Origin of the sequence: Legionella quateirensis (genome assembly GCF_001467955.1) — a bacterium.
GTDB classification, from domain to species: domain Bacteria; phylum Pseudomonadota; class Gammaproteobacteria; order Legionellales; family Legionellaceae; genus Legionella; species Legionella quateirensis.
This window is the reverse complement of sequence record NZ_LNYR01000034.1, coordinates 1-21,607: the sequence shown is the minus strand read 5'-3', so window position 1 is coordinate 21,607 and position 21,607 is coordinate 1. Positions and strand designations below refer to the sequence as shown.

The window sequence follows — 21,607 nt, the reverse complement described above, 5'->3', positions numbered from 1 at the left end:
GTAATACTGATTCGCTTTAATGATTCGACAGCTGTACTTACTGTCGAATCATCTCAATGGGATAGAATCTGGTTCTATTCCCATTAAGAGATCACAACATCAAAGATCACGGATAACTCATCAATTGTTTACTCTGATTTAACCTCAATTTTTCTATTTTTATGAGCTTTGGATGTCATCTTTGGAATTTCTACACTCAATACTCCATTTTTAAATTTAGCATCAATTTTAGCGTCATCAGAAACGCCTTCGAGGCTAAATTGACGAGAAAATGAACCACTGGTGCGTTCAGTGCAAATAAAATTCTTGCCTTTTTCATTATGCTCTGAACATAATTCGCCGGATAAAGTTAATATGCCATTACCAAAATGTACATTCAAATCCTTTGCTTCCATACCGGGTAAATTGGCTTTTACACTATAACAATGTTCTTTTTCTTCAATATCCACTTCAGGCCATAGTTCATTTTTTAAAAATGAAGACAGATTTTTACCACCGCTCAATAAATTATTTTGAAATAAAGTATCCACATCATCCTTGATATGTCGCAGCATATTCCAAGGTTCATATTGCATCAGGTTCATGATAATCTCCTTATAATCGAGCAACAAATTAACAACCGATCTAATAATAGTCCATTTTTTATGGAATTCCAGATCGATTAAATGAGTATTTATTCAAGAAGAACGTTACCTATTCGGTTAAATAGCAAAACAATTTGAGTGTTTATGTCTGAGGTTAACTAGTCAATTACAGAATCAAGCAAACGTCGATCAGACTCTTTATTGCCCGACCGACTCGTGCTGAATACTCAACAACATGCTGTTCTAATGTGCTCTATAAGCTCTCTGTTTTTACCAAAATCAGATCGCCCCATAGTAGCACTGGAAACTACATTTCCATCCGAACGAATAACCAGCCAATCAACAAAATGAAATACCTTGCTTTGTCTGTACGCGATGAGATTGGATTCATTCAGTTGTGTCATAGTGACTTCAGGAACTTTACTTTGGATGCATACAGATAATTTGGCCAAGGTTTCAACCTTCAGTGGAGCAATGTAATGCGCGTTATCTGCGGCAACGAAACTGCTTACCCAATTAGGTTTTGCTTCAGGTAATTGTCCATCGAGCAAGCCTTTAGGCATTTCCCTGAAATTAATTTGCGGAAATAGATACATCACTCCCACAACACAGCCAATCAACAGAACGATGATTATCATGATTTTCATTTATACTACTTCCTCTTCATGCTGTTGTTCTTCCTGAATGCTGTGTTCCAAAGAAATATAATCAATTTTACCAGAGGGCAAAATCGGAATTTTACTGCCAGGATAAATTGTGTGGGGAACAAGCAGTTCTGATTGACCCAATTCATGAATTTTTTTAATAAAACTCATCTTATCGGCATTTAGTGCTTCACTAAATAACAAAATCTGCTCGCCTTTTCTCGGGCATTTTCTAGTGACCGCCGCATGCAATAATTCTGGCCATATAGATGCAGCTATGCCTTCAACAGCAGTCAGAGAAACCATCTCCCCCGCAATTTTGGCAAAGCGTTTTGCTCGTCCGGAAATAGTTATAAAACTATCCTCATTCATAGTGACAATATCGCCAGTATCATGCCAGCCATCAAATGGTGGAATTATTGTTCCTGGCTTATCTGCATTCATATAACCACGCATAATATTAGGACCACGCAGCTGCAAACGTCCGCCCACCGCAATTCCATCTACAGGGACTATACGGCTTTCCATAGATGGCAAAATCATCCCTACACTTCCCGGAATTGATGCCAAAGGACAATTAAGAGAAATGACTGGGGATGCTTCTGTAGCACCATATCCTTCATAGATTTTAACCCCAAACGTTTCTGACCAATATCTTAACGTTTCTGGTTTCACTTTTTCTGCGCCAGCAAAAATATAACGAACACTGCTAAAATCATGTCGGTCAGCTGCACGCGCATAGCCTGTTAAAAAGGTATCAGTCCCAAACATTATGGTAGCTCCGGTTTCATAAACCAAGCCTGGAATCACTTTATAATGCAATGGTGAAGGATAGAAAAAGCATTGAATCCCTGTAATCAATGGAATAATGCTTCCAGCAGTTAATCCAAAACAGTGAAAAATTGGCAGGGCATTAAAAAAGACATCACGGGAAGTAAAATCTACCCGTGACTTCATTTGGCAACAATTCGCTAAAATATTAGCATGGCTCAAAGCCACTCCTTTTGGCACACCTTCTGAACCCGAAGTAAACAAAACCACACCGGTCTGATCAGGTAAAATAGTTTCCCCAAGGAGTTTATAAACCAGAGTAGGAAACATTCCTTTCACCAGACCAGAAATTTTATTAGCCAGGTTTATGGTTAGTTTGAAGTCTTCCAGATAGTGAATAGTGAGGCCTGCTGCCTGTAATTCATCAATTAATGCCTCCAGTTTGGCAGTGGCAATAAATTGCCGAGAAGTATAAATCGACTTGATTCCAGCGGTATTGCACGCGGACAGCAAATTATAAAATCCCATACTGAAATTCAACATGGCTGGAATACGTCTGTACGCCTGTAAAGCAAAAAAAGTGACCATACCCGCAATGGTGGTGGGCATCATGACCCCAACATGTTCTCCTGCCACTGTCTGCTTTTTGATTTGCTTTCCGAGAATAAAACAACGAGCGATAAACTGTCGGTAAGTCAAAGGCGTCCGGTTGCTGTCTTCAATTTTAGCTTTATTTCTAACGCCTACAGCAACCCCTTCAATCAATGCAGAAAAAAGAGTTTGCGGCTGAAAACTGTTCGCAAATGCCAAATCGCCAATCAAGCGAAATAAACGCATACTGACTGCATGTCGGTTTACTGGCACATGTTCCGGTTGGATGAATAACTGCGAAGGCATTACATGGAGCGTAATTTTGGGAGCGATGCGAATGCTGTGTTTGCTCTTGCTGATCGAGAATATGCTATGCTCAGCGCCTTCTATACGAATAGGAATGACCTCAGCGCCCGCTTTCTGCAAAACAACTCCAGGACCATCATAAACCTTAAGACTATCTTCTTGCTGACCTATTAATCCTTGTGGAAAAATAACGCAGCGTTTTCCGGAGCGGATTGCTTTAATCAATACCCTGGTCGCTCTGGCGCTGCCCGGATCGATAACAATGACCTCTGCGAAAAGCAATACTATCTTTACCCATAATTTTTTAAACATTAAGGGATGTAAAGCGATGGTCAATCGCTCAGGTAAAAATACAGACAGCAAGAGTACATCAATCACAGAAGTTCTGTTTGCGATAATCACTGAGTTAACCGCAGGTTGATAATGCCCCTTCACCTCTACTCGAAACCAGGTCACCAGCAAGGCTTTAATCCAGCGTCTCGCTCTTTGAAGTTGCTTTTCTTTCCAGCTCAAATGTTCCATATTATCAAATCTCTAAAAATTTACTTTGGTTAAAACAATCAAATCCTATATTACAAGATTGAAACCAATTTAAATAGCTATTAGCCGAGAACGGAGCAAGGCTTAAATTGGAATTATCAGCCAGATTACTTGCGACTATCTCATACCTGTAATAAAGTGAAGGATATGAATTACAAAAAAATCCATCCTGTTAAAACCGGTTGCTTCATTTTGGCCTTGGCCTCTTTTATTATTTGTGCCATTGCATTTCAACGGCACTCTCTTGAAATCATTAACTGGATTGATGATCTCGGATGGCTTGCGCCTGTACTTTTTATTCTGATTTACTGCCTGGCAACATTAATGCTATTACCTACCATGGTATTAACACTCGCTGGCGGAGCTATATTTGGACCATTATTTGGTCTGATATTAAATTTATTGGGAGCAACCAGTGGCGCTGCCTTCGCTTTTCTAATTACGAGACATCTGACTTATGATTGGTTTTCAAAAAAACGCGGGGAAAAGTTGAATAAATTAATTACCGGAGTTGATGAAAAAGGCTGGATATTTGTCGCTTTCTTACGATTAGTTCCTATAGTCCCTTTTAACCTGGTTAACTACGGTATGGGTATAACCGGTATTAAATTTCGTCTTTATCTCATAACAACCTTTGTTTTTCTAATACCAGCAGAAATTATTTATACTTATTTTGGATATGCAGGAATGGATGCTCTTGCCCAGCCCAACCATTTTTATAGAAATGGGGGTATTTTACTCACCGGTATAGCTGTTTTGTTTCTTTGTATAATTAAGTTCATCAAAAGAAAGCAAGGTGATTAATTGCGCTATCAAAGGATGAGCCACCTCAAAAATCACCTGATCAACGGCTAGTACAGCCCTGATTCCCTGCAAGGAATTAGATATAAACACGGCATCAGCTTCTTCGATCATGACTTTTGTTACCCCCTTCTCGATACAGGGGATGTCATGTTCCTGACACAGTGAAAAAATTCGTGACCGGGTAATGCCTGGTAAAACACCATGTTCCTGAGGAGGTGTTATTAATTGATTGCCCATTATCAAAAACAGGTTCGCGCAAGTAGTTTCAGTTGCGAAATGCTGTTGGTTAAAAAATAAAGCATCATCCGCACCAAGCGTTAACGCCTGTCGTCGTGCCAATATGGCCTCCAGATAATTAACCGTTTTCAACTGATATATTGGATTTGCTGAATCCCTTAACCAGGAAGCACTGCTCAAACGTATGGGATGATTAAGGATATGATAATTAAATGTCTGAAATATCAGCTGGCTAACCTGGCCGCGCTCTGCCAATCCTCTGGGAGCAGAACCGCCGCTTAATATGGCTTTTATCCCCCCATGGTACAAGTTGTCACGTCTAATTTGCTGAATGAGATGCTCACACCAGTCATCCAATGACAGATCAAAAGGAATACCGAGCTGACGAGCAGAACGAGACAGCCTTTGCCAATGCAACGCGGCAAAACAGGGGTTGGAACTATCAACTTTAATAGTCTCGAACAATCCCTCACCCAAAAAGATACGATCATCAATTCCAAATACAGGGATAATATCGCCCTTGTCTATTAATACCCTTGTATGCATTAAAAACCCATCTTTAATAATCTACGAAATCATCAAGTTCATCTCGTAATCGTTTTTCTTCCAACATATTTTCCAAACGTCTGCGAGCATCTAAACCATTAGCCGGTATATCAGCAAATTCAGTATCTACTTCTACATCTTCAAAATCATCTACAACTTCAATTATTTCTTCTTCATCTTCTTCAAATAAGTCAGTCATACCCTTTCTCTCAGAGAGTTAACATCAATTCGTTAATTCACTTATTCAGTGGAACAAAATACCAGGACGGCTATATACCCTATTTTCTTTTTTTTGCCTAGTTTTTTTAAAAAATTTTTTCTTTATACAGATTATTGATATGTGGATATTCTAAAAATCAGGATTCAGTAACTTCTTTATTTTATTCAGATATTATGAAAAATCCCAAGGTCAAGGCAGAAGAAATTTTTTTACTACTCAATTACCTCGAAAATTTCGTCATCCTAAGCGCCGTGAAGGAACTCAAAAAGCAGACACCAGGCCGGATTCAGGAGATCTCTCATTTCGTTCAAGATGACGTCTCTCAAATTGATTAAAATGTCCTATTTGCGAAAAAATTGTGCGTTGCTCGTAAATCTTATGCTTATTAAATCAGGAACTAAGAGGATAAATACTTGAAGTTTCATTCTAAACGACTAATAATCAATGAAGAGAAATAACATAAGTAATAGTATGCCTGATCATTTAAAAACTGCTTTACGTAACTCCATAAAGCAAGTGCGTTCTAAAATTTCAGTTCCTTATCGAGTCAAATCTTCTAATCAAATTTGTAATCGAATTAGAGTGCTTGAAGAATACAGAAAGGCGAAGAGTATTGCCATGTATTTTGCAATCAATGGGGAAGTTGATTTAATTAGCCTATGGCATAGTGCTCCATTACAAGGAAAATTCTGCTATTTTCCTGTATTAAATCAAAATTCAACACTTTCCTTTTTACCGGCTACACCTAAAACTCCTTTTAAAAATAATCGCTACGGTATACCTGAACCTGATGTAAGCCGTGATCTGGCAATACCTATAGAGCAACTGGATCTGATCATCATACCGCTGGTAGCTTTTGATCCCTATTGTACAAGACTGGGGATGGGATCAGGTTATTATGACCGAACATTAGTGAACAAGAAAAACTGCTTGTTCCTGGGCGTAGCTTATCAATTCCAAAAAGTGAATTTTCTGATTCCTGAACCCTGGGATGTTCCACTTGATGCAGTAGTCACTCAAAAAGCCGTCTATTGGCGTTTTCCCCAAATCTGAAAACTCATTTTCCTAAAATATCAAATGAACAATGAGAGCTAAGTACAAGCTTATAAATTGTCTTAAAAAAAAGCGCAGTGTACATCAGGTATATGAGTATTTTTTACAGTTTGTAAGATGCCATCAACTTCGAATGAACGGTTGGATTTGAGTGCAGGTTAACAGAAATGGCTTAGAAAAAAAGCGCAGTGTACATCAGGTACATGAGCATTTTTTTCTAAGCCATTTCTGTTAAGATGCGCCAAATACAACCGTTCACAGGGCATCATTTCCTACTTCACCCGTTCTAATCCTCACCACCTGCTGCAGCTCATAAACAAAAATTTTGCCGTCTCCAATTTTTCCTGTATAGGCTGATTTACAAATCGCTTCAATTGCGACCTCCACCATATTTTCTGGAACTGCCAATTCAATTTTAATTTTGGGAAGAAAATCTACTACATATTCTGCCCCTCGATACAATTCTGTATGCCCTTTTTGACGACCAAAACCACGAGTTTCGGAAATTGTTATTCCTGGAACACCTATTTCTATCAAGGCTTCATGTACATCATCCAGCTTAAAGGGCTTAATGATTGCGGTAATCATTTTCATATTGTTTCCATTGTGTTGTGTAAAATTTAAAAAGTACTTTCAAACTCAATTGTCTGGGTATAGTTCTTGAGTGGCAGTTTTGTTAGACTGTCAGCAAAAATAAACATGGAGTAATTATGTTCGACACGAAACAATTTGACGATTTGGCTCAAATGCTTTTTGCCACTCTGCCTACCAGTCTACAGAATATTGAAAATGACATTCAACAAAAATTTAAAGAAGTTTTACAGGCTACCTTCGCCCGTCTGGATTTAATTACCAGGGATGAGTTTGATGTCCAGTGTAAAGTTCTTACCCGTACCAGGGAAAAGTTGGAACAACTGCAAAAACAAGTTGATGAGTTATTGAAAGCTCAAGAAAGTAAAAATCAGGAAATCTGATTCCCTGCAGGCTTGGATGATGTGATGAAGTTCTCAGATTGACGAGACAATTGATGTTTTTTGATATCTGGCTCAACGCGAATTGGATTGTGTTATTCACATCATTCAGAAGAACACTATGATTTAAATTTAAAAAGCAGTTCAGGAAATAAAAACTGCTTAATGTCCAACACAACAGGAAACTACATCATGAATCTCGCATTTACCAAAACGCGTAGCACTATTGGCATACTGGCACAATCCGTATCAGTAGAAGTACATCTTTCAAATGGTTTACCTGGTTTCACCATGGTAGGACTTGCTGAAACTGCAGTAAAAGAAAGTAAAGACCGAGTGCGTAGCGCGATTATCAACAGTCAATTTGAATTTCCATGCCGTAAAATCACGGTGAACCTGGGGCCTGCTGATTTACCTAAATCAGGTAGTGGTTTTGATTTACCAATTGCGTTGGGGATTCTTGCGGCATCAGGCCAAATACCTCCCAATAAATTAATGAATCATGAATTTATTGGCGAACTGGCTTTAAGTGGCGAACTTAGAGGAGTATCCGCCATTATACCGGCGGTGCTTGCAGCTCATAAAGACAAGCAATTATTGATAATTGCCGCTACCAATGCACCTGAAGCATCATTAACCGGGCATCAAGATGTATTTACTGCCAACAATTTAAGAGAAGTATGCAATTATCTATGCAATGACATCCCATTACAAAACGTTCCGCCCAGACCAGAATACACTAAATCAACTCATGAACTGGACTGGTCAGATATCAAAGGTCAGTTCCATGCAAAAAACGCGATGGAGATTGCCGCTTGTGGTGGACACAGCATCTTGTTATGTGGTGCTCCAGGAAGTGGTAAAACCATGCTGGCAAAACGATTTAGTACTTTATTACCCGAATTAACTGAAACCCAGGCACTGGAGTGTGCTGCAATCAACTCAATACGCGGTAAACTACCTGATTTCGCAGAGTGGCGCTCACCTCCTTTCCGTGCTCCCCACCATACCGCTTCCCCCATGTCTCTGGTTGGAGGAGGAAATCCTCCAAAACCTGGAGAAATTTCGTTGGCGCATCATGGAGTCTTATTTCTTGATGAGTTACCTGAATTTAATCGACAAGTCCTGGAAACACTGAGGGAGCCATTGGAATCGGGGCATATCTGTATTTCCAGAGCAGCTGCTCAAACGGAGTTTCCAGCCCAATTTCAGTTAATCGCCGCAATGAATCCATGCCCTTGTGGGCAGTGGGGTAACGCTCAGGCAAACTGTTTATGCACTCCAGATCGTATTAGTCGATACTTAACCAAGCTCTCAGCACCTCTATTGGATCGCATTGATATGCATATTACGGTGCAGGCATTACCTCCGGATGAGTTAATTAAACCTAATTTAAATCCAGAAAAACAAAGTGAGTTAATCAGGGAAAAAGTCATCAAGGTTCGTTCGATACAAATGATGCGCCAAAACTGTATCAATGCTAACTTAAGTTCGAAACAATGCGAGCAGTTATGTGAGTTAGGTGAAAGAGAAAATACCTTTTTAAATGAGGCCATGAATAAATTGAAACTCTCTGCCCGCAGTTATCATCGCCTGCTCAAGGTAGCGAGAACTATAGCGGATATGAATGAAAGCAAAAAAGTCAGTTTAAATTATCTACAACAGGCTTTATCTTATAAACAGACCTTTCAATCGCCCAAATAGAGTGTTTTGGAATAAGAATTACCTGATTACTTTATTTTACTTTTTCTTTATCATAGCTCTATAATTAATCAAACTGGTATATTTATAGAGCAATGATGAATCCAATCAAATTAATAGGTAGCCTCATTTTAATCTTGATACCATGGGGCGTCGTTTCAGCCGAAGAATATCATAAGCAAGCCATATCCATCATAACCAATTGTTATAATACCTCTGAAGATAAAGAAGATAAGGTTGTCCAATGCATCAAAAATAAATTGAAAGAGTTACCCAATCCAGGGGACTACAGACTCAATGTAAAAACATCCAATCCTGATGCCGCAGGTCATTTTAGAATCATCATTTTTATGATTAATAGTTCAGGTTACATGGTTTATTGCATCGGTAACGCTAATCGGAATACCATGACAATAAAATCATGTGTTCAAGATAAAGGAGAACCATTATCACCATCACAGGAATTATCCATAGATACATTATTAGACATCTAACCTGGATCACTGTGATGAGTACATACTCTGATAATTAGTGTGTGGTAGATTTAAGAAGTCCATATAGGATTGATGATCAAACTGCTTTTAACAATTGGGCTAAAGGATCAAAGATTCAATAATTGCCATGCGAGAATAAACACCATTGGTTACCTGACGTAAAATAAAAGATTGATTTCCATCGGCGACATCGCTGTCGATTTCTACACCACGATTCATCGGACCTGGGTGCATTACCATGGCATCTGATTTCGCATAAGCTAAACTGTTTTTGGTTAACGCAAAATTGTTCCTGTAAGTTTGTAAATCAAGATGGTCATTATCCGCCAAACGTTCACGTTGAACTCGTAAACAAATCACGACATCTGCATCAAATAATCCTTCACGTAAATTATTGGTTACACGCCCATAGTGTATTGTTTCAGGTTGCCAAAGTTCCGGGGCAATGAATACTAATTCACCGACACCTAATTTATTGCAAATACTTTGAAATGAATTGGCTACACGAGAGTGTTTGATATTACCTAAAATGGCAATTTTCAATTGATCCAGCTTTGGTTTCTGTTCAATTATAGTCATCATATCTAATATAGCTTGACTGGGATGAGCATGTGTTCCATCACCAGCATTGATGATATGAATTGAATCACCCAGACGTTCCGCCAGGTTCTGCTGCAATCCATCTTGTTTGTGGCGAATTACAAAATAACGTATTCCCATTGCTGCCAGAGTTTTGATGGTATCCTCAATAATTTCCCCTTTACTTTCGGATGAACTCTGCAGATCGATATTAATAACGGGCATGGATAAATGTTGTGCTGCCAATTCAAAACTAACGCGGGTTCTAGTACTGTTCTCATAAAATAAATTGGCCATAGTATGTTCGGCATAAGATGGATAATTTGAATTGTTCTTAAAATGAAGTGCTCGCTGTAAAAGGATTTCTATCTGCTGGCGTGATAACTGACTAATTTCAAGAAAATGTTTCATAAACCCTCTTTAGAGTTCGTTCCAAACTGACTTTTACTATTGACTGAATAAGCTCATTCTACACGAAGTACCTGAGGAATTCGAAGGACTTTTTCTTAAACGGTTTTGATATTGATGATGTAGCCCCGTTAACGAAACTATTCTGGATGCTGTAACCACTGCTCCAGAATAATACAAGCAGCGATGCTATCTATCTCTGTATTTCTAAGTTTACGGTACCCCCCCTGATCGAATACTTGTCCTCGGGCTTCTACTGTTGAAAGCCGCTCATCAACCAAATGAACAGGAATGGCAAAATGTTTTCGCAATTGCTTTGCAAATCGACGAGCAGCGGAGGTCGTATACAACTCACTGTCATCGATACAGGTAGGTAAACCAACAATTAAAGCTTCGGGATTCCATTGGGTTATGAGTTTTTGAACACTATTCCAATCGGGCACACCAGATTTTGCACTGATAGTCGATACAGGAGAAGCACTACAGGTTAATCGTTGTCCAACTGCAACCCCAATGCGTTTATAACCAAAATCAAACCCCAAATAAACACCACTAGGCATGGCCGGCATCAGAACTAAGTTGACTCATTTTTACCCCTAAGGTTAATCCAGCATATTCCCAGCGTTCTTCAAAAGGAACATCATATAGAATTTCCGATTTATAAGGACATACTAACCAGACATTATCCATCACTTCACGTTCCAATTGATTCTCAGTCCAGCCAGCGTAACCTAAAGTAATTAACACATCTTTAGGTCCTTTATCGTCCGCAATTGCCCTGATAATATCATTTGAGGTAGTCACAGTCACCTCATCCTGCAAAAACAAACTGGAACGCCACCCACCCATTTGTTTATGAATCACAAATCCTCTCTCTGGCTGCACAGGCCCGCCGAACAATAAAGGCATGCGATTTTGCTCCGTACGAATAGGTTCAATTTGTAATTGCTCAAATACGATGGACAAAGGAAACTGCATCGGTCTATTAATTATTAAACCAACTGATCCTTGTTCGTGATGCTCACAAAGATAAATTACTGTCCGTTCGAAATTAGGATCATTTAATGAGGGCATAGCAATCAACAAATGATTCGCTAATGAGCTTATAATTGCCATGAGATCCCCTATAAATTAGTAACTATTCAATTTAATTATACACCAAAAACAGATCGCTTATGTATCATATTGAATTTAATTTGAACACAGGTGCCGGATTAAAATAAATCTCATTAAATCATCAGTTTCAAACTCAATAAGTACTGGTTTACAACTCTGACAAATGAACGGTAAGAACACTTCTTGACAGCTTCAGGACTTATACATAACCACAAGATCGAGGCAAATTGATTTGGTTTCACTTTTCAATTGTCTCTGACTTTTCGTCATCCTGAACGCAGTGAAGAATCTCCAAAAACAGGCACCATAACCGTTTCAGGAGATCGCTCACTTCGTTCAAGAAGACGTTTCCCGAAGGAATTATAAATTCCCTTTAACGAAAATATTGGGCGTTTTTCAACAGCCCTGAGCTATTTTACTTCCCCTGCTGGCATGGAACTCACTATGGAAACTTTAATATATAATGTAGAGTTTTGAGAAAATGGTCGTCCTGCAGTGTATGAAGTAGAATCAGAATCATTATTCTGCCCCCCCTCAGCACTACCCAAAGGCACCCATTTATTTAATGGAGCCATGATGGTGGTATTAACCTGCTGATTATCAAATTGTTGTCCACCTGCAGCATTTTCCTGCTCTCTAACCCGTTTAACAGACAATTTAACCTGATTCCCCTGAAGTACAGGCTGTACCAATAAGCCATTCTGGATATTATGCTGTTGATATTCAACACCTGTAAAAAAGCCAACACCAACCGAACTTATTATTGGTACCTGTTCACCTGTTGAAACAAAAGCCGACTCACCACTCATCACTTTAACAGACTGACTACGTTGTACTTCAGATTGGGGATTAGTACTGTAGGTCACATCATTATTATTTTGCTCGCTTAGCCAATTAGGATCCCCCTGATAAATGGCAATATTAAATGTGATTGGCGGCACATCCAGCTTATGCAAAACCTCTCTGATTTTTGTCAAGGTTGAAGGACTTACCACGACGATTAATGTTTGTCCTGAACCGCTTATTTTTTCCCCATCTTCTGTTTGTATGAGGGGTTGAATTAATTGAATCACTTTGTTTGCCTGCAAATAATTCAATTCTATGACTTTAGTGATCATCGATTGGGAAAAGGCATTACTGGCAAAGAATAATAAAGCGATTAACCATCGATTCATAATGGCAACACTCCCTGTCTATTGAGTTAAAGAACTTCCTTTATATTTGATTGTAGCACTGAAATATTGAAGTTGAATAAATGGAGTAAAATGAGTAGTTTTGTTCCTTCAAAAGTTTGGGTATAATCGCTTCAATCTGTCTTCAGGGATACGAACATTATGGGTAGCATTTTTAATATGTTTGGGCCATCACCAATAAGGCCAATTGAGCAACACATCCGCAAAGCACATCAATGCGCAAAACAGCTTTACCCATTTTTTGAAGCGGTGTTAAAAAAAGATTGGAACACAGCTAACTCTATTAAAGAAAAAATTGTTTCTTTAGAAAAAGAAGCTGATTTAATCAAACGTGATTTACGACTGCATCTTCCTACAGGGCTGTTTCTGCCTGTTTCACGTACTGATTTACTCGAACTTTTAAGTGCCCAGGACAGAATTGCCAACAAAGCAGAGGATATTGCCGGTTTAATTACCAGTCGACAAATGACCATACCAGAACCATTAATACCCGTATTTATGCCTTTTTTACACCGTTGTCTGGATGCCTCAAAACAAGCGTGTAAAGCAATCAATGAACTTGATGAGTTACTTGAAACCGGATTCAGAGGCAGTGAAGTAAAAATTGTTGAGGAAATGATCCTTAAACTAGATGAAATAGAACATGACAGCGATGAAAAACTTGCTGATATTCGTCATGGTATCTTCGAGTTGGAAAAGGAATTATCAGCAATAGATATTATGTTCCTTTATAAATTAGTCCAATGGATTGGCGAATTGGCCGACAATGCTCAGACAGTTGGTGGTCGACTTCAAATTCTTATAGCCAGGTAGTAAATTCCTATGGATTATTCAATTTTGTTTCTTTTAGTAGCCGTTGTTCTATGTTTCTTAATGACTTGGGGCGTTGGGGCTAATGATTTAGCCAATGTGATGAGTACCACTATGGGCTCAAAGGCTGTAACCGTTCGACAAGCCATGCTCATTGCTATAATTTTTGAATTTGCCGGAGCTTTTTTAGGAGGAAATGGCGTTACTGAAACCATGAGGGACGGGATCATTAACACCAGTCAATTATCCAATGAGCCGTTAATTCTAATTGAAGGTATGTTAGGTGTATTAATGGCCTGTACGATATGGATGAATCTGGCCAGTTATCTAGGTGTTCCAGTTTCCATTACCAATGCTTTAGTTGGATCCATGGTTGGATTTGGAGCAATGGTTCTTGGTCCGGATGCCATACATTGGAATCAAGTTGCTCGAATAGCCATAGGATGGGTTACTTCTCCTATGATTTCAGGAATCACAGCCTACGCCTTATTTATCAGTATTCAACAAACTATCTTTGTTAAACGAAACCCTTTAACTAAAGCCAAACTGTATATACCCATCTATCTCTTCCTCATCGGTTCAATATTGTCCTTTATTACTGTTTTTAAAGGATTGAATCATTTTGACATTCATTTGAATTTCAAACAGGATTTGGCGGTTACTCTTGCTACCAGCATTATTATCACCATCACAGGGATAATAATTATAAAACGCATTCCTGAAAATCCGAAAATCAGACGCAGAGAACGTTTTATCCAGGTTGAGAAATATTTTGCAGTTTTAATGGCTATGACTGCATGTGCAATGGCTTTTGCACATGGCTCCAATGATGTTGCTCTGGCAGTAGGCCCACTTACTATAGTCTATAGTCTGGTCATGAATGCCAATCAAGTGTTTGATGCCAATAATTATCCATCCTGGATCATCCTGTTAGGTTGCACTGGAGTTATTGCTGGTTTATTAATGTATGGTAGAAAGGTCATTGAAACAGTGGGGAGTGCTATTACGGCATTAACTCCCAGTCGAGCCTTTGCAGCAACTCTTTCTGCAGCCACCACAGTAGTTGTCGCCACAAGTACGGGGATTCCAGTATCAGCAACTCAAACATTGGTAGGTGCAGTTCTGGGAGTAGGTCTGGCCAGAGGTATCGGCGCATTGAATCTTATCGTGATACGCAATATTTTTATGTCCTGGGTTTTAACGTTACCAGCCGCATCGATTTTGACCATCATTTCTTACAAGCTACTGCATACCTTCCTGGGATAGTTTGTTCGATTAATAGTATTAACTACCACCATTAAAAGTTAAGGATTGCACTCGGATCCTTTCGGGCTGAGGAGAGGCAGTAGCCTCGTCTCGATGCCCTGGTGAGGATAGCGTTTAGAACTTCTCGAGAAAGGGTATTAAAACTCTTCCCAAATCTCGCCCTTATCATCCTTATAGTCTTTATTATCTCTCATGCAAGCAATGCGTTCATGCTTTTTAATTTCTTTAATTTGCGATGCTGATTTCTTATGAGTCGCATCAAATTCAAAGAAAAACTTATCATAAGGGCTTACATAGGCTTTATCTATATCATGTTCAGTCATACCAATTCCAAAAAACTTTATTCTTAATAGGTATTTTATCGTTTTTTTAACTAAGTTACCATTAAGCTTCTTCAAAAGTAAAAAGGCTAAGTAATGAAATTAAAAAAAGCGGAATTGCACGTACATTTAGAAGGATCCATTTCACCAGATTTAGCTGTAAAACTTGCTAAACGCAATAAATTAACCTTGCCTTCAGGGCTTATTGCGCCAGATGGTGAAAGCTATTTATCAAAAGATTTTCTTGATTTCCTCAAAGTATATGACACCTTGGCCGCAGTAATTAAAGTCCCCCAGGATTATTATGACATTACCTTTGATTATCTAAGAACTAATGCCCTGGAAAACGCCATATATATTGAAATGATGTACTCACCAGATCATGCGGAACGTTCCAGCGGAATTCCATCTCGAGAGCATCTCGCTGCAATCCAACAGGCTATTGACGATGCCAAAGATCAATTTAATATCGTTGGACGAATTATAAACACCGCTGTGCGTCACTTCGGAGTTGAAGCCTGTGAACGAGTTGCACGGCAGGCTGGCATTGATCAATTTCCGTGTGTGACAGGATTTGGTTTGGGCGGAGACGAAGCAAAATTCCCTCCAAAACTGTTTACTCGAGCCTATCAGATCGCCGCAGATGCAGGATTGGAATGTACCGTTCATGCTGGTGAATTTGATAGCGCTAGAGGTATGGTTGAAGCCATGGAACATCTTCCTATAAAGAGAATTGGCCATGGAGTTAATGTAATACACTCTCCCGAAACTATGGCTATGGTTAAAGACAGAGGAATCGCGTTGGAAGTTTGCCCTACCAGTAATATCTTTTTAGGTTTATTTAAAGATATGAACAGTCATCCGTTCCCCAAACTTTATGATGCTGGCATCAAAGTAAGCATCAGCTCAGATGATCCTCCATTCATGAGCACCACACTGGCCCAGGAATATCAACGTGTTCAGGAATCTTATCAATACAGTGATAAAACCATGAATGAAATAACCAAAATGGCTATAGAAGCAGCTTTTGTAGACGAGAAGACCCGAAAAGAGCTGTTGGAACAAATATAAGATTCAAATTGATATTTGAAAGTAAGTAGGGTGTGTTGACAATTCATCAACATATTACCAACGTCCCGGAAACAAATCACGGGGCGTCGAAATAGGTATTATCAACATGCCCTAACCTATTAAATTTAATCCAATGTTTTCCTATAACGTTTAAAACCTATAAAAAGCACTACGAAAGTAAAGAGTAGTATAGGGACGATCTCATACCATACTTCAGCAAAACCATTGCCTTTTAATAAAATTCCACGAACTATGATTAAATAATGAGAAAGTGGCAAAATACTTCCTACCCATTGAGCCCATTCAGGCATCCCTCTAAATGGAAACATAAATCCAGACAATAAAATTGAAGGAAGGAAAAAAAACATGGCACCTTGTACTGCCTGGAGCTGATTAGACGCCAGCGTAGAAAAAGTGAGTCCGACTGACAGATTTGCTGCAATAAAGGGAAGACTCAGTAACAATAATAACAAGATGCTGCCTTGTATCGGAATGGAAAACAGCAATTTGGCCATTAACAAAATTAATGTTACCTGGATAAAGCCTACCAACACAAAGGGGATTAATTTTCCAGCCATTACTTCCATGGGCTTCAACGGCGTTGAAAGTAAAGTTTCCATAGTTCCACGTTCATTTTCTCTGGTAATCACCAAGGCGGTCACTATAACCATAGTCATGGTTAAAACCACTCCCAAAAGCCCTGGAACAATGTTAAATGCAGTAATGGCCAATGGATTATAAATGGCATGTATCTCGGGTTGATAAGGTGTTGATTTAGGTTTTAACGATGAAAGAGGTCCATTAAGATCTTCATTTAATGAAAGACTGGCAAGCTCTGTGAACACTGAAACCGCACGGCTTGTTGCTGCAGGATCCGTTGCATCAGCTTCAAGTAACAAGGGAGGATGTAAACCGCGAATGACATCTCGGGTAAAATTGGGTGGGAAACTGACTACAAATTGAACTTTACCTGTTTTCAGCATCCAACTTGCTTCCTTTTCATCAGTCTTTGAGCTGATAAAATTAAAGTAGGTTGAGTTTTCCATACTGGTTAGTATACGTCTGCTTAATGGCGTATTATCCGGATTAACAACTGCCGTTGGCAAATTACGTGGATTCGTATTGATGGCAAAGCCAAATAAAATTAACTGCATCAGAGGAATACCGATGATCATGCCTAAAGTCACTCTATCGCGTGACATCTGCACAAACTCTTTAATCATTACCGCTAACAAGCGGTTCAGGCTTCCTCTAGTCAACAAAAGGCTCCGGTGATTTATTTACTAAGCTGATAAATGCGTCTTCAAGAGTAGGTTGTATTGAAAACCATTGAATTGAATAGTGTGAGCTTAATTGCTTCAATCCTTCCTCAATTAATTCAGTATTGTAACCGCATACATGGATAAGGTTTCCAAATAAGGCCGATTGAATCACCCCAGGAATTTTTTTCGCATGCTGTAATAAAGAAGTAGTCACATTTCCTTTGATTTCCCATGTCTTCAAATGAGTTTCATCAATTACTTCTGATACTGTCCCGGTTGTTAAAAGTTTACCATAAGCCAAATAAGCTATTCGTGTGCAACGTTCTGCTTCATCCATATAGTGAGTAGAAACAAAAGTAGTGATGCCTTCTTGACTCAGAAAATGAATTTGATCCCAAAATTCCCGTCTTGCAATGGGATCAACCCCTGCAGTTGGTTCATCGAGCAGCAGCAGCTCGGGATTGTGAATTAAACAGGTTGCAAGTGCTACACGTTGTTTCCAACCACCTGATAATTCTCCAGTCAGTTGCTTTCTCCTGTCCGTTAAACCCAATTTATCCAAAGATTCAGCAACTCGTTTGTTTCGATTAGATATTCCATAAACCCGTGCGATAAATATCAGATTTTCTTCAATTGATAATTCAGTATATAAGCTGAATTTTTGAGTCATATAACCAACTCGCTCCTTAATTCGATCAGATTGAGTTAATATATCAAAGCCTAAACAGGTACCTTGTCCCGCATCGGCTTTTAATAAACCGCATATCATCCGTATTGTTGTAGTTTTCCCACTTCCATTGGGTCCGAGAAAACCAAACACTTCTCCCTTTTCTACCATTAAATCAATATTATTCACTACAACTCTTTGTCCAAAACTCTTACGAAGTCCTTTTACATCAATTATTATATTTGAATCTGAGGTGCTCATTACAAGTTCACCATTACGGGTTGACCAGGCTTGAATAAAGAGGAATTATTAATTCGTGCTTTTATCCTGAATACTAATTTTGAACTATTATCCTGGCTATAAACCAACGGTGGCAAATATTCAGCATCCGGAGAAATATAGCTAATCACCGCGGGATTATTTTTTTGACATCCGTCACAATCAAAACTGATTTTTTGGCCCACTTTTAATTGAGCTAAAAATTCCAAAGGCACAAAAAATTCAATTCGAATGTTTTCAGGAGTTAACAAAGACAAGACAGATTGTTGTGCGGCAACATATTCACCCGTTCGATAATAAGTATCAAAAATAACGCCATCTGCTGGCGCATAAATGGTTTTCTGAGCTAATTCCCATTGCGAAATATTCAATTTAGCTATTAATGAATCAACCACGCCTTGTTGGGCTGCGATCAAATCTTCTCGACTTCCTAATTTTGCCAATGCCAAATTGGCTTCATATTGCAATTTTAATTCTTTTTGTTGTTGCAAGTAAGCTAAAGCAGCATCAAGACTGTCCTTATCTGAAGCCTGTTTGTCCACTAACTTTTGGTAACGAGATACTCTTATATCTGCTAATGTTATTTGAGCATTTGTCTGTTGAATTTGTGCTTCGATTGCATCAATTTCCTCAGGACGTCGCGGCCTCTTTAAATCAGTGAGTTGGCTTTTTGCCTGCGCTAGTTCGCCCTGAATCTGAATAATGTTCATTAACTGAGGATTAGGATCCAGACTATATAATAACGCGCCCTTCTTTACTTGTTGTCCACGCTGTACTGCCAGATGGTTCAATACACCATAGAACGGGGAGGCAAGAAATATGTTCTCTCCTTCTACATATCCTTCAAATTGCTCATGCTTGTTACTGTTGCAACCATTAAGGATCATAATCATGATAAAAATGAATAATGATTTTAAACGCATAAACATTCGATGCTTTAATGATATATACATTAATAGTGAGCTGTTTTTGCTATTTGTGCAAGTTACGGTAAATAAACAAAAAAATTTGGTGAGAATTACAGTAACTGCTACTATTAATTTATTTTCTATAAGTATCCTATGACAAAAAAACAATTTGATCTGATAGTCCTTGGTGGCGGAAGTGGCGGTATAGCCAGCGCTGTACGCGCAGCACAATACGGCGCCAAAGTAGCTGTTATAGAACAATCACACTTGGGTGGGACCTGTGTCAATTTAGGCTGCGTTCCTAAAAAAATTATGTTTAACGCGTCACTAGTCTCTGAAACTTTGCATAAATCTCATGATTATGGATTTAGCCCTGTGCGAATAAAGCTTGACTGGGATAAACTGATAACAAAACGCAATGAATATATTGAACGTTTACGGGAAAACTACGCGAATCGCTTTAAGCAATTCCATATCACTCACATTAACGGTAGAGGTGCTCTACATGAACAAAACTCTGTGCGAGTTGATAACACTATATATAAAGCGGATCATATAATTATTGCTACAGGCGGGGAACCTTCCCTACCCAATATTAATGGCATTCAGCATGTTATAGATTCAGATGGATTTTTTTCTTTAACAAAACAACCCCAGAAAGTAGCCATTATTGGCAGTGGATATATCGGAGTTGAGTTGGCCGGTGTGCTTAATGCATTAGGAAGTGAAACGCATCTTTTAATGAGAGGCAACAGACCATTAAGCAGGTTTGATAGCATGCTTGGTACTATGCTGCATGAAATTATGCTGAAACAAGGTATCAAGGTACATCCTAATCATAAAGCTCACTGCATCAATTTACACAGTGATGGAAAAAAAAGCATACAGTGTCAAAGCGGTTCGATTTTAAATGACCTTGACGTCATTATTTATGCCGTTGGCAGAACGCCCAGAACAAGCCATTTAAATCTCGATAAATTAAAAGTTAAAACAGATAAGCAAGGTCTCATTCGTGTTGATCGATTTCAAAACTCGACTGTTAAAGGAATATATGCAATTGGGGATGTAACTAACGCACCAGCACTTACTCCGGTAGCGATTGCTGCTGGCAGACGCCTTGCAGACCGACTTTTTGGCCAACAACCCAAGGCCAGGCTCAACTATGATAATATTTGCTCCGTAGTGTTCAGTCATCCTCCGATTGGTTCTGTAGGTTTCAGTGAACAAGAAGCTATAGAACGATATGGCACGGAACAAATCAAAATATATAAAACACAATTCAATCCTATGTATGATGCATTAAGTGAAACGAAAACCCCAACCGCAATGAAATTAGTCACTTTAGGAAAAAAAGAAAAAATAATTGGCCTTCACGTAATCGGTTATAATGCAGATGAAATGTTGCAAGGTTTTGGAGTAGCGATAAAGATGGGCGCGTGTAAGAAAGATTTTGATAATACGGTTGCCATCCATCCTACAAGTGCAGAAGAATTCGTAACTATGGTATAAATAATGACAAAGACAATTCGAAGTTTTGACAATAAATGGCCATCATTGGGAGATAGGGTATATATTGATCCCCAATCAGCAGTAATAGGAGACGTTACTTTAGGTGATGATGTCTCTGTCTGGCCTATGGCCGTAATCCGTGGAGACGTTAATTATATAACAATTGGTCATTCCTGCAGTATCCAGGATAGTGCGGTACTTCATGTCACACATGATGGACCTTATACCATGGGTGGCAAACCGCTGATTTTAGGTAACAGTATCACCGTCGGTCATCACGCAATGTTACATGGGTGCACTATAGATGACCATTGCCTCATTGGGATGGGCGCAATAGTTTTAGATGCAGCCCATATTAAAGAGCACGTAGTCATTGCAGCTGGAAGTTTAGTACCACCAGGGAAAATTTTGGAAAGTGGCTATTTATACATGGGTACGCCAGTTCAAGCAGTTAGAAAATTATCTATTAATGAAATAGAACAGATAGAATACTCAGCAAAAAATTATATTCGCTTAAAAGACAAGTATATTAAGAATTGATTCATCAAGGCTGAGTTGAACAATTCAGCCTTCACCCTGAATTCCATATAATCCCCTTGGGTCCAGTAAAGAATAAGAGCTAAATCCAACTCAATATAATAGGTAAAAAAAAAGCGGCTAAAAAGCCGCTATTCTGTAATAAAACCCTGGCGATGACCTACTTTCGCATGAGGAGACCTCACACTATCATCGGCGCATGTTCGTTTCACTTCTGAGT

At 38.9% G+C, this 21,607-nt stretch carries 24 protein-coding genes; 10 read left to right on the top strand and 14 right to left on the bottom strand.

Translation table 11 applies throughout. From position 1 onward, the window contains the following. Positions 1–128: 128 nt before the first annotated feature. From Lqua_RS11540 to Lqua_RS11530, 3 genes are all read right to left on the bottom strand, one after another. The gene (locus tag Lqua_RS11540) at positions 129–584 is read right to left on the bottom strand and encodes an Hsp20/alpha crystallin family protein (protein WP_058474440.1); all 456 of its coding nucleotides are present in this window, start codon (positions 582–584) and stop codon (positions 129–131) included. A gap of 227 nt (positions 585–811) precedes the next feature. Next, positions 812–1,231, bottom strand: a complete 420-nt coding sequence (locus tag Lqua_RS11535) for a DUF1499 domain-containing protein (RefSeq protein ID WP_058474439.1) — start codon at positions 1,229–1,231, stop codon at positions 812–814. After that, positions 1,232–3,418, bottom strand: a complete 2,187-nt coding sequence (locus Lqua_RS11530; protein WP_058474438.1) for an AMP-binding protein — start codon at positions 3,416–3,418, stop codon at positions 1,232–1,234. Between the two features lie 165 nt (positions 3,419–3,583). On the opposite strand from Lqua_RS11530, the gene Lqua_RS11525 reads away from it, so the two are divergent. Next, positions 3,584–4,240 (top strand): TVP38/TMEM64 family protein, encoded by a 657-nt coding sequence (locus Lqua_RS11525; RefSeq protein WP_058474437.1) that lies wholly within the window; start codon positions 3,584–3,586, stop codon positions 4,238–4,240. Here Lqua_RS11525 and Lqua_RS11520 read toward each other — a convergent pair. Together Lqua_RS11520 and Lqua_RS11515 are read right to left on the bottom strand one after the other, a co-directional pair. Then, positions 4,172–5,023, bottom strand: a complete 852-nt coding sequence (locus Lqua_RS11520; protein ID WP_058474436.1) for an aminotransferase class IV — start codon at positions 5,021–5,023, stop codon at positions 4,172–4,174. The two genes, Lqua_RS11525 and Lqua_RS11520, sit on opposite strands and share 69 nt — an antisense overlap. Positions 5,024–5,036: 13 nt before the next feature. Beyond that, the gene (locus Lqua_RS11515) at positions 5,037–5,222 is read right to left on the bottom strand and encodes a PA3496 family putative envelope integrity protein (RefSeq protein WP_058474435.1); all 186 of its coding nucleotides are present in this window, start codon (positions 5,220–5,222) and stop codon (positions 5,037–5,039) included. Between the two features lie 492 nt (positions 5,223–5,714). On the opposite strand from Lqua_RS11515, the gene Lqua_RS11510 reads away from it, so the two are divergent. Beyond that, entirely contained in the window at positions 5,715–6,296 is a 582-nt protein-coding gene (locus Lqua_RS11510) for a 5-formyltetrahydrofolate cyclo-ligase (protein WP_058474434.1), read from the top strand. A gap of 255 nt (positions 6,297–6,551) precedes the next feature. Here Lqua_RS11510 and Lqua_RS11505 read toward each other — a convergent pair whose 3' ends face one another. After that, positions 6,552–6,890: a P-II family nitrogen regulator gene (locus Lqua_RS11505; protein ID WP_058474433.1), complete on the bottom strand. Its 339-nt coding sequence runs from the start codon at positions 6,888–6,890 to the stop codon at positions 6,552–6,554. Between the two features lie 116 nt (positions 6,891–7,006). Between Lqua_RS11505 and Lqua_RS11500 the strand changes: the two genes are divergently transcribed. The 3 genes from Lqua_RS11500 (at position 7,007) to Lqua_RS11490 (ending at position 9,462) form a co-directional block, all read left to right on the top strand. Then, positions 7,007–7,270 (top strand): accessory factor UbiK family protein, encoded by a 264-nt coding sequence (locus tag Lqua_RS11500; RefSeq protein WP_058474432.1) that lies wholly within the window; start codon positions 7,007–7,009, stop codon positions 7,268–7,270. Between the two features lie 189 nt (positions 7,271–7,459). Then, positions 7,460–8,971: a YifB family Mg chelatase-like AAA ATPase gene (locus Lqua_RS11495; protein WP_058474431.1), complete on the top strand. Its 1,512-nt coding sequence runs from the start codon at positions 7,460–7,462 to the stop codon at positions 8,969–8,971. 92 nt (positions 8,972–9,063) lie between these two features. Beyond that, positions 9,064–9,462: a hypothetical protein gene (locus Lqua_RS11490; RefSeq protein WP_133141092.1), complete on the top strand. Its 399-nt coding sequence runs from the start codon at positions 9,064–9,066 to the stop codon at positions 9,460–9,462. Positions 9,463–9,561: 99 nt separating this feature from the next. Here Lqua_RS11490 and Lqua_RS11485 read toward each other — a convergent pair whose 3' ends face one another. From Lqua_RS11485 to Lqua_RS11470, 4 genes are all read right to left on the bottom strand, one after another. After that, the gene (locus tag Lqua_RS11485) at positions 9,562–10,452 is read right to left on the bottom strand and encodes an aspartate carbamoyltransferase catalytic subunit (RefSeq protein ID WP_058474429.1); all 891 of its coding nucleotides are present in this window, start codon (positions 10,450–10,452) and stop codon (positions 9,562–9,564) included. Between the two features lie 137 nt (positions 10,453–10,589). Further along, on the bottom strand, positions 10,590–11,009 hold the full coding sequence (gene ruvX / locus Lqua_RS11480; protein WP_058474428.1) for a Holliday junction resolvase RuvX: 420 nt from the start codon (positions 11,007–11,009) through the stop codon (positions 10,590–10,592). Then, positions 11,002–11,565 (bottom strand): YqgE/AlgH family protein, encoded by a 564-nt coding sequence (locus tag Lqua_RS11475; protein ID WP_058474427.1) that lies wholly within the window; start codon positions 11,563–11,565, stop codon positions 11,002–11,004. Before Lqua_RS11475 ends, ruvX begins: the two co-directional genes overlap by 8 nt. A 410-nt stretch (positions 11,566–11,975) precedes the next feature. Continuing rightward, the gene (locus Lqua_RS11470) at positions 11,976–12,743 is read right to left on the bottom strand and encodes a type II/III secretion system protein (protein WP_058474426.1); all 768 of its coding nucleotides are present in this window, start codon (positions 12,741–12,743) and stop codon (positions 11,976–11,978) included. Positions 12,744–12,899: 156 nt separating this feature from the next. Here Lqua_RS11470 and Lqua_RS11465 point away from each other — a divergent pair, with 156 nt between their 5' ends. Both Lqua_RS11465 and Lqua_RS11460 read left to right on the top strand, forming a co-directional pair. Beyond that, entirely contained in the window at positions 12,900–13,571 is a 672-nt protein-coding gene (locus Lqua_RS11465; RefSeq protein WP_058474425.1) for a TIGR00153 family protein, read from the top strand. A 9-nt stretch (positions 13,572–13,580) separates the two neighbouring features. Then, on the top strand, positions 13,581–14,834 hold the full coding sequence (locus Lqua_RS11460; protein ID WP_058474424.1) for an inorganic phosphate transporter: 1,254 nt from the start codon (positions 13,581–13,583) through the stop codon (positions 14,832–14,834). A gap of 137 nt (positions 14,835–14,971) precedes the next feature. On the opposite strand, the gene Lqua_RS11455 is transcribed toward Lqua_RS11460, so the two are convergent. Next, on the bottom strand, positions 14,972–15,157 hold the full coding sequence (locus Lqua_RS11455; RefSeq protein ID WP_058474423.1) for a CBU_0585 family protein: 186 nt from the start codon (positions 15,155–15,157) through the stop codon (positions 14,972–14,974). Between the two features lie 93 nt (positions 15,158–15,250). Here Lqua_RS11455 and Lqua_RS11450 point away from each other — a divergent pair, with 93 nt between their 5' ends. Then, on the top strand, positions 15,251–16,225 hold the full coding sequence (locus Lqua_RS11450; protein WP_058474422.1) for an adenosine deaminase: 975 nt from the start codon (positions 15,251–15,253) through the stop codon (positions 16,223–16,225). 125 nt (positions 16,226–16,350) lie between these two features. Here the strand turns inward: Lqua_RS11450 and Lqua_RS11445 are convergent, their stop codons facing one another. Genes Lqua_RS11445 through Lqua_RS11435 form a run of 3 tightly spaced genes read right to left on the bottom strand, consistent with a single transcriptional unit; the run spans position 16,351 to position 19,356 of the window. Further along, positions 16,351–17,484 (bottom strand): ABC transporter permease, encoded by a 1,134-nt coding sequence (locus Lqua_RS11445; protein WP_238585570.1) that lies wholly within the window; start codon positions 17,482–17,484, stop codon positions 16,351–16,353. Then, positions 17,477–18,415 carry an ABC transporter ATP-binding protein gene (locus tag Lqua_RS11440; protein WP_058474420.1) on the bottom strand — a complete coding sequence of 313 codons (939 nt, stop codon included), beginning with the start codon at positions 18,413–18,415 and terminating at the stop codon, positions 17,477–17,479. The genes Lqua_RS11445 and Lqua_RS11440 overlap by 8 nt, the downstream gene beginning before the upstream one ends. Further along, positions 18,415–19,356 (bottom strand): HlyD family secretion protein, encoded by a 942-nt coding sequence (locus Lqua_RS11435; protein WP_162264401.1) that lies wholly within the window; start codon positions 19,354–19,356, stop codon positions 18,415–18,417. The genes Lqua_RS11440 and Lqua_RS11435 overlap by 1 nt, the downstream gene beginning before the upstream one ends. Positions 19,357–19,494: 138 nt before the next feature. On the opposite strand from Lqua_RS11435, the gene gorA reads away from it, so the two are divergent. Both gorA and Lqua_RS11425 read left to right on the top strand, forming a co-directional pair. After that, a complete protein-coding gene (gene gorA / locus Lqua_RS11430; protein WP_058474418.1) occupies positions 19,495–20,850 on the top strand; it encodes a glutathione-disulfide reductase in 1,356 nt (451 codons plus the stop codon). A gap of 3 nt (positions 20,851–20,853) precedes the next feature. Then, positions 20,854–21,390, top strand: a complete 537-nt coding sequence (locus Lqua_RS11425; RefSeq protein WP_058474417.1) for a gamma carbonic anhydrase family protein — start codon at positions 20,854–20,856, stop codon at positions 21,388–21,390. Positions 21,391–21,607: the final 217 nt, after the last annotated feature.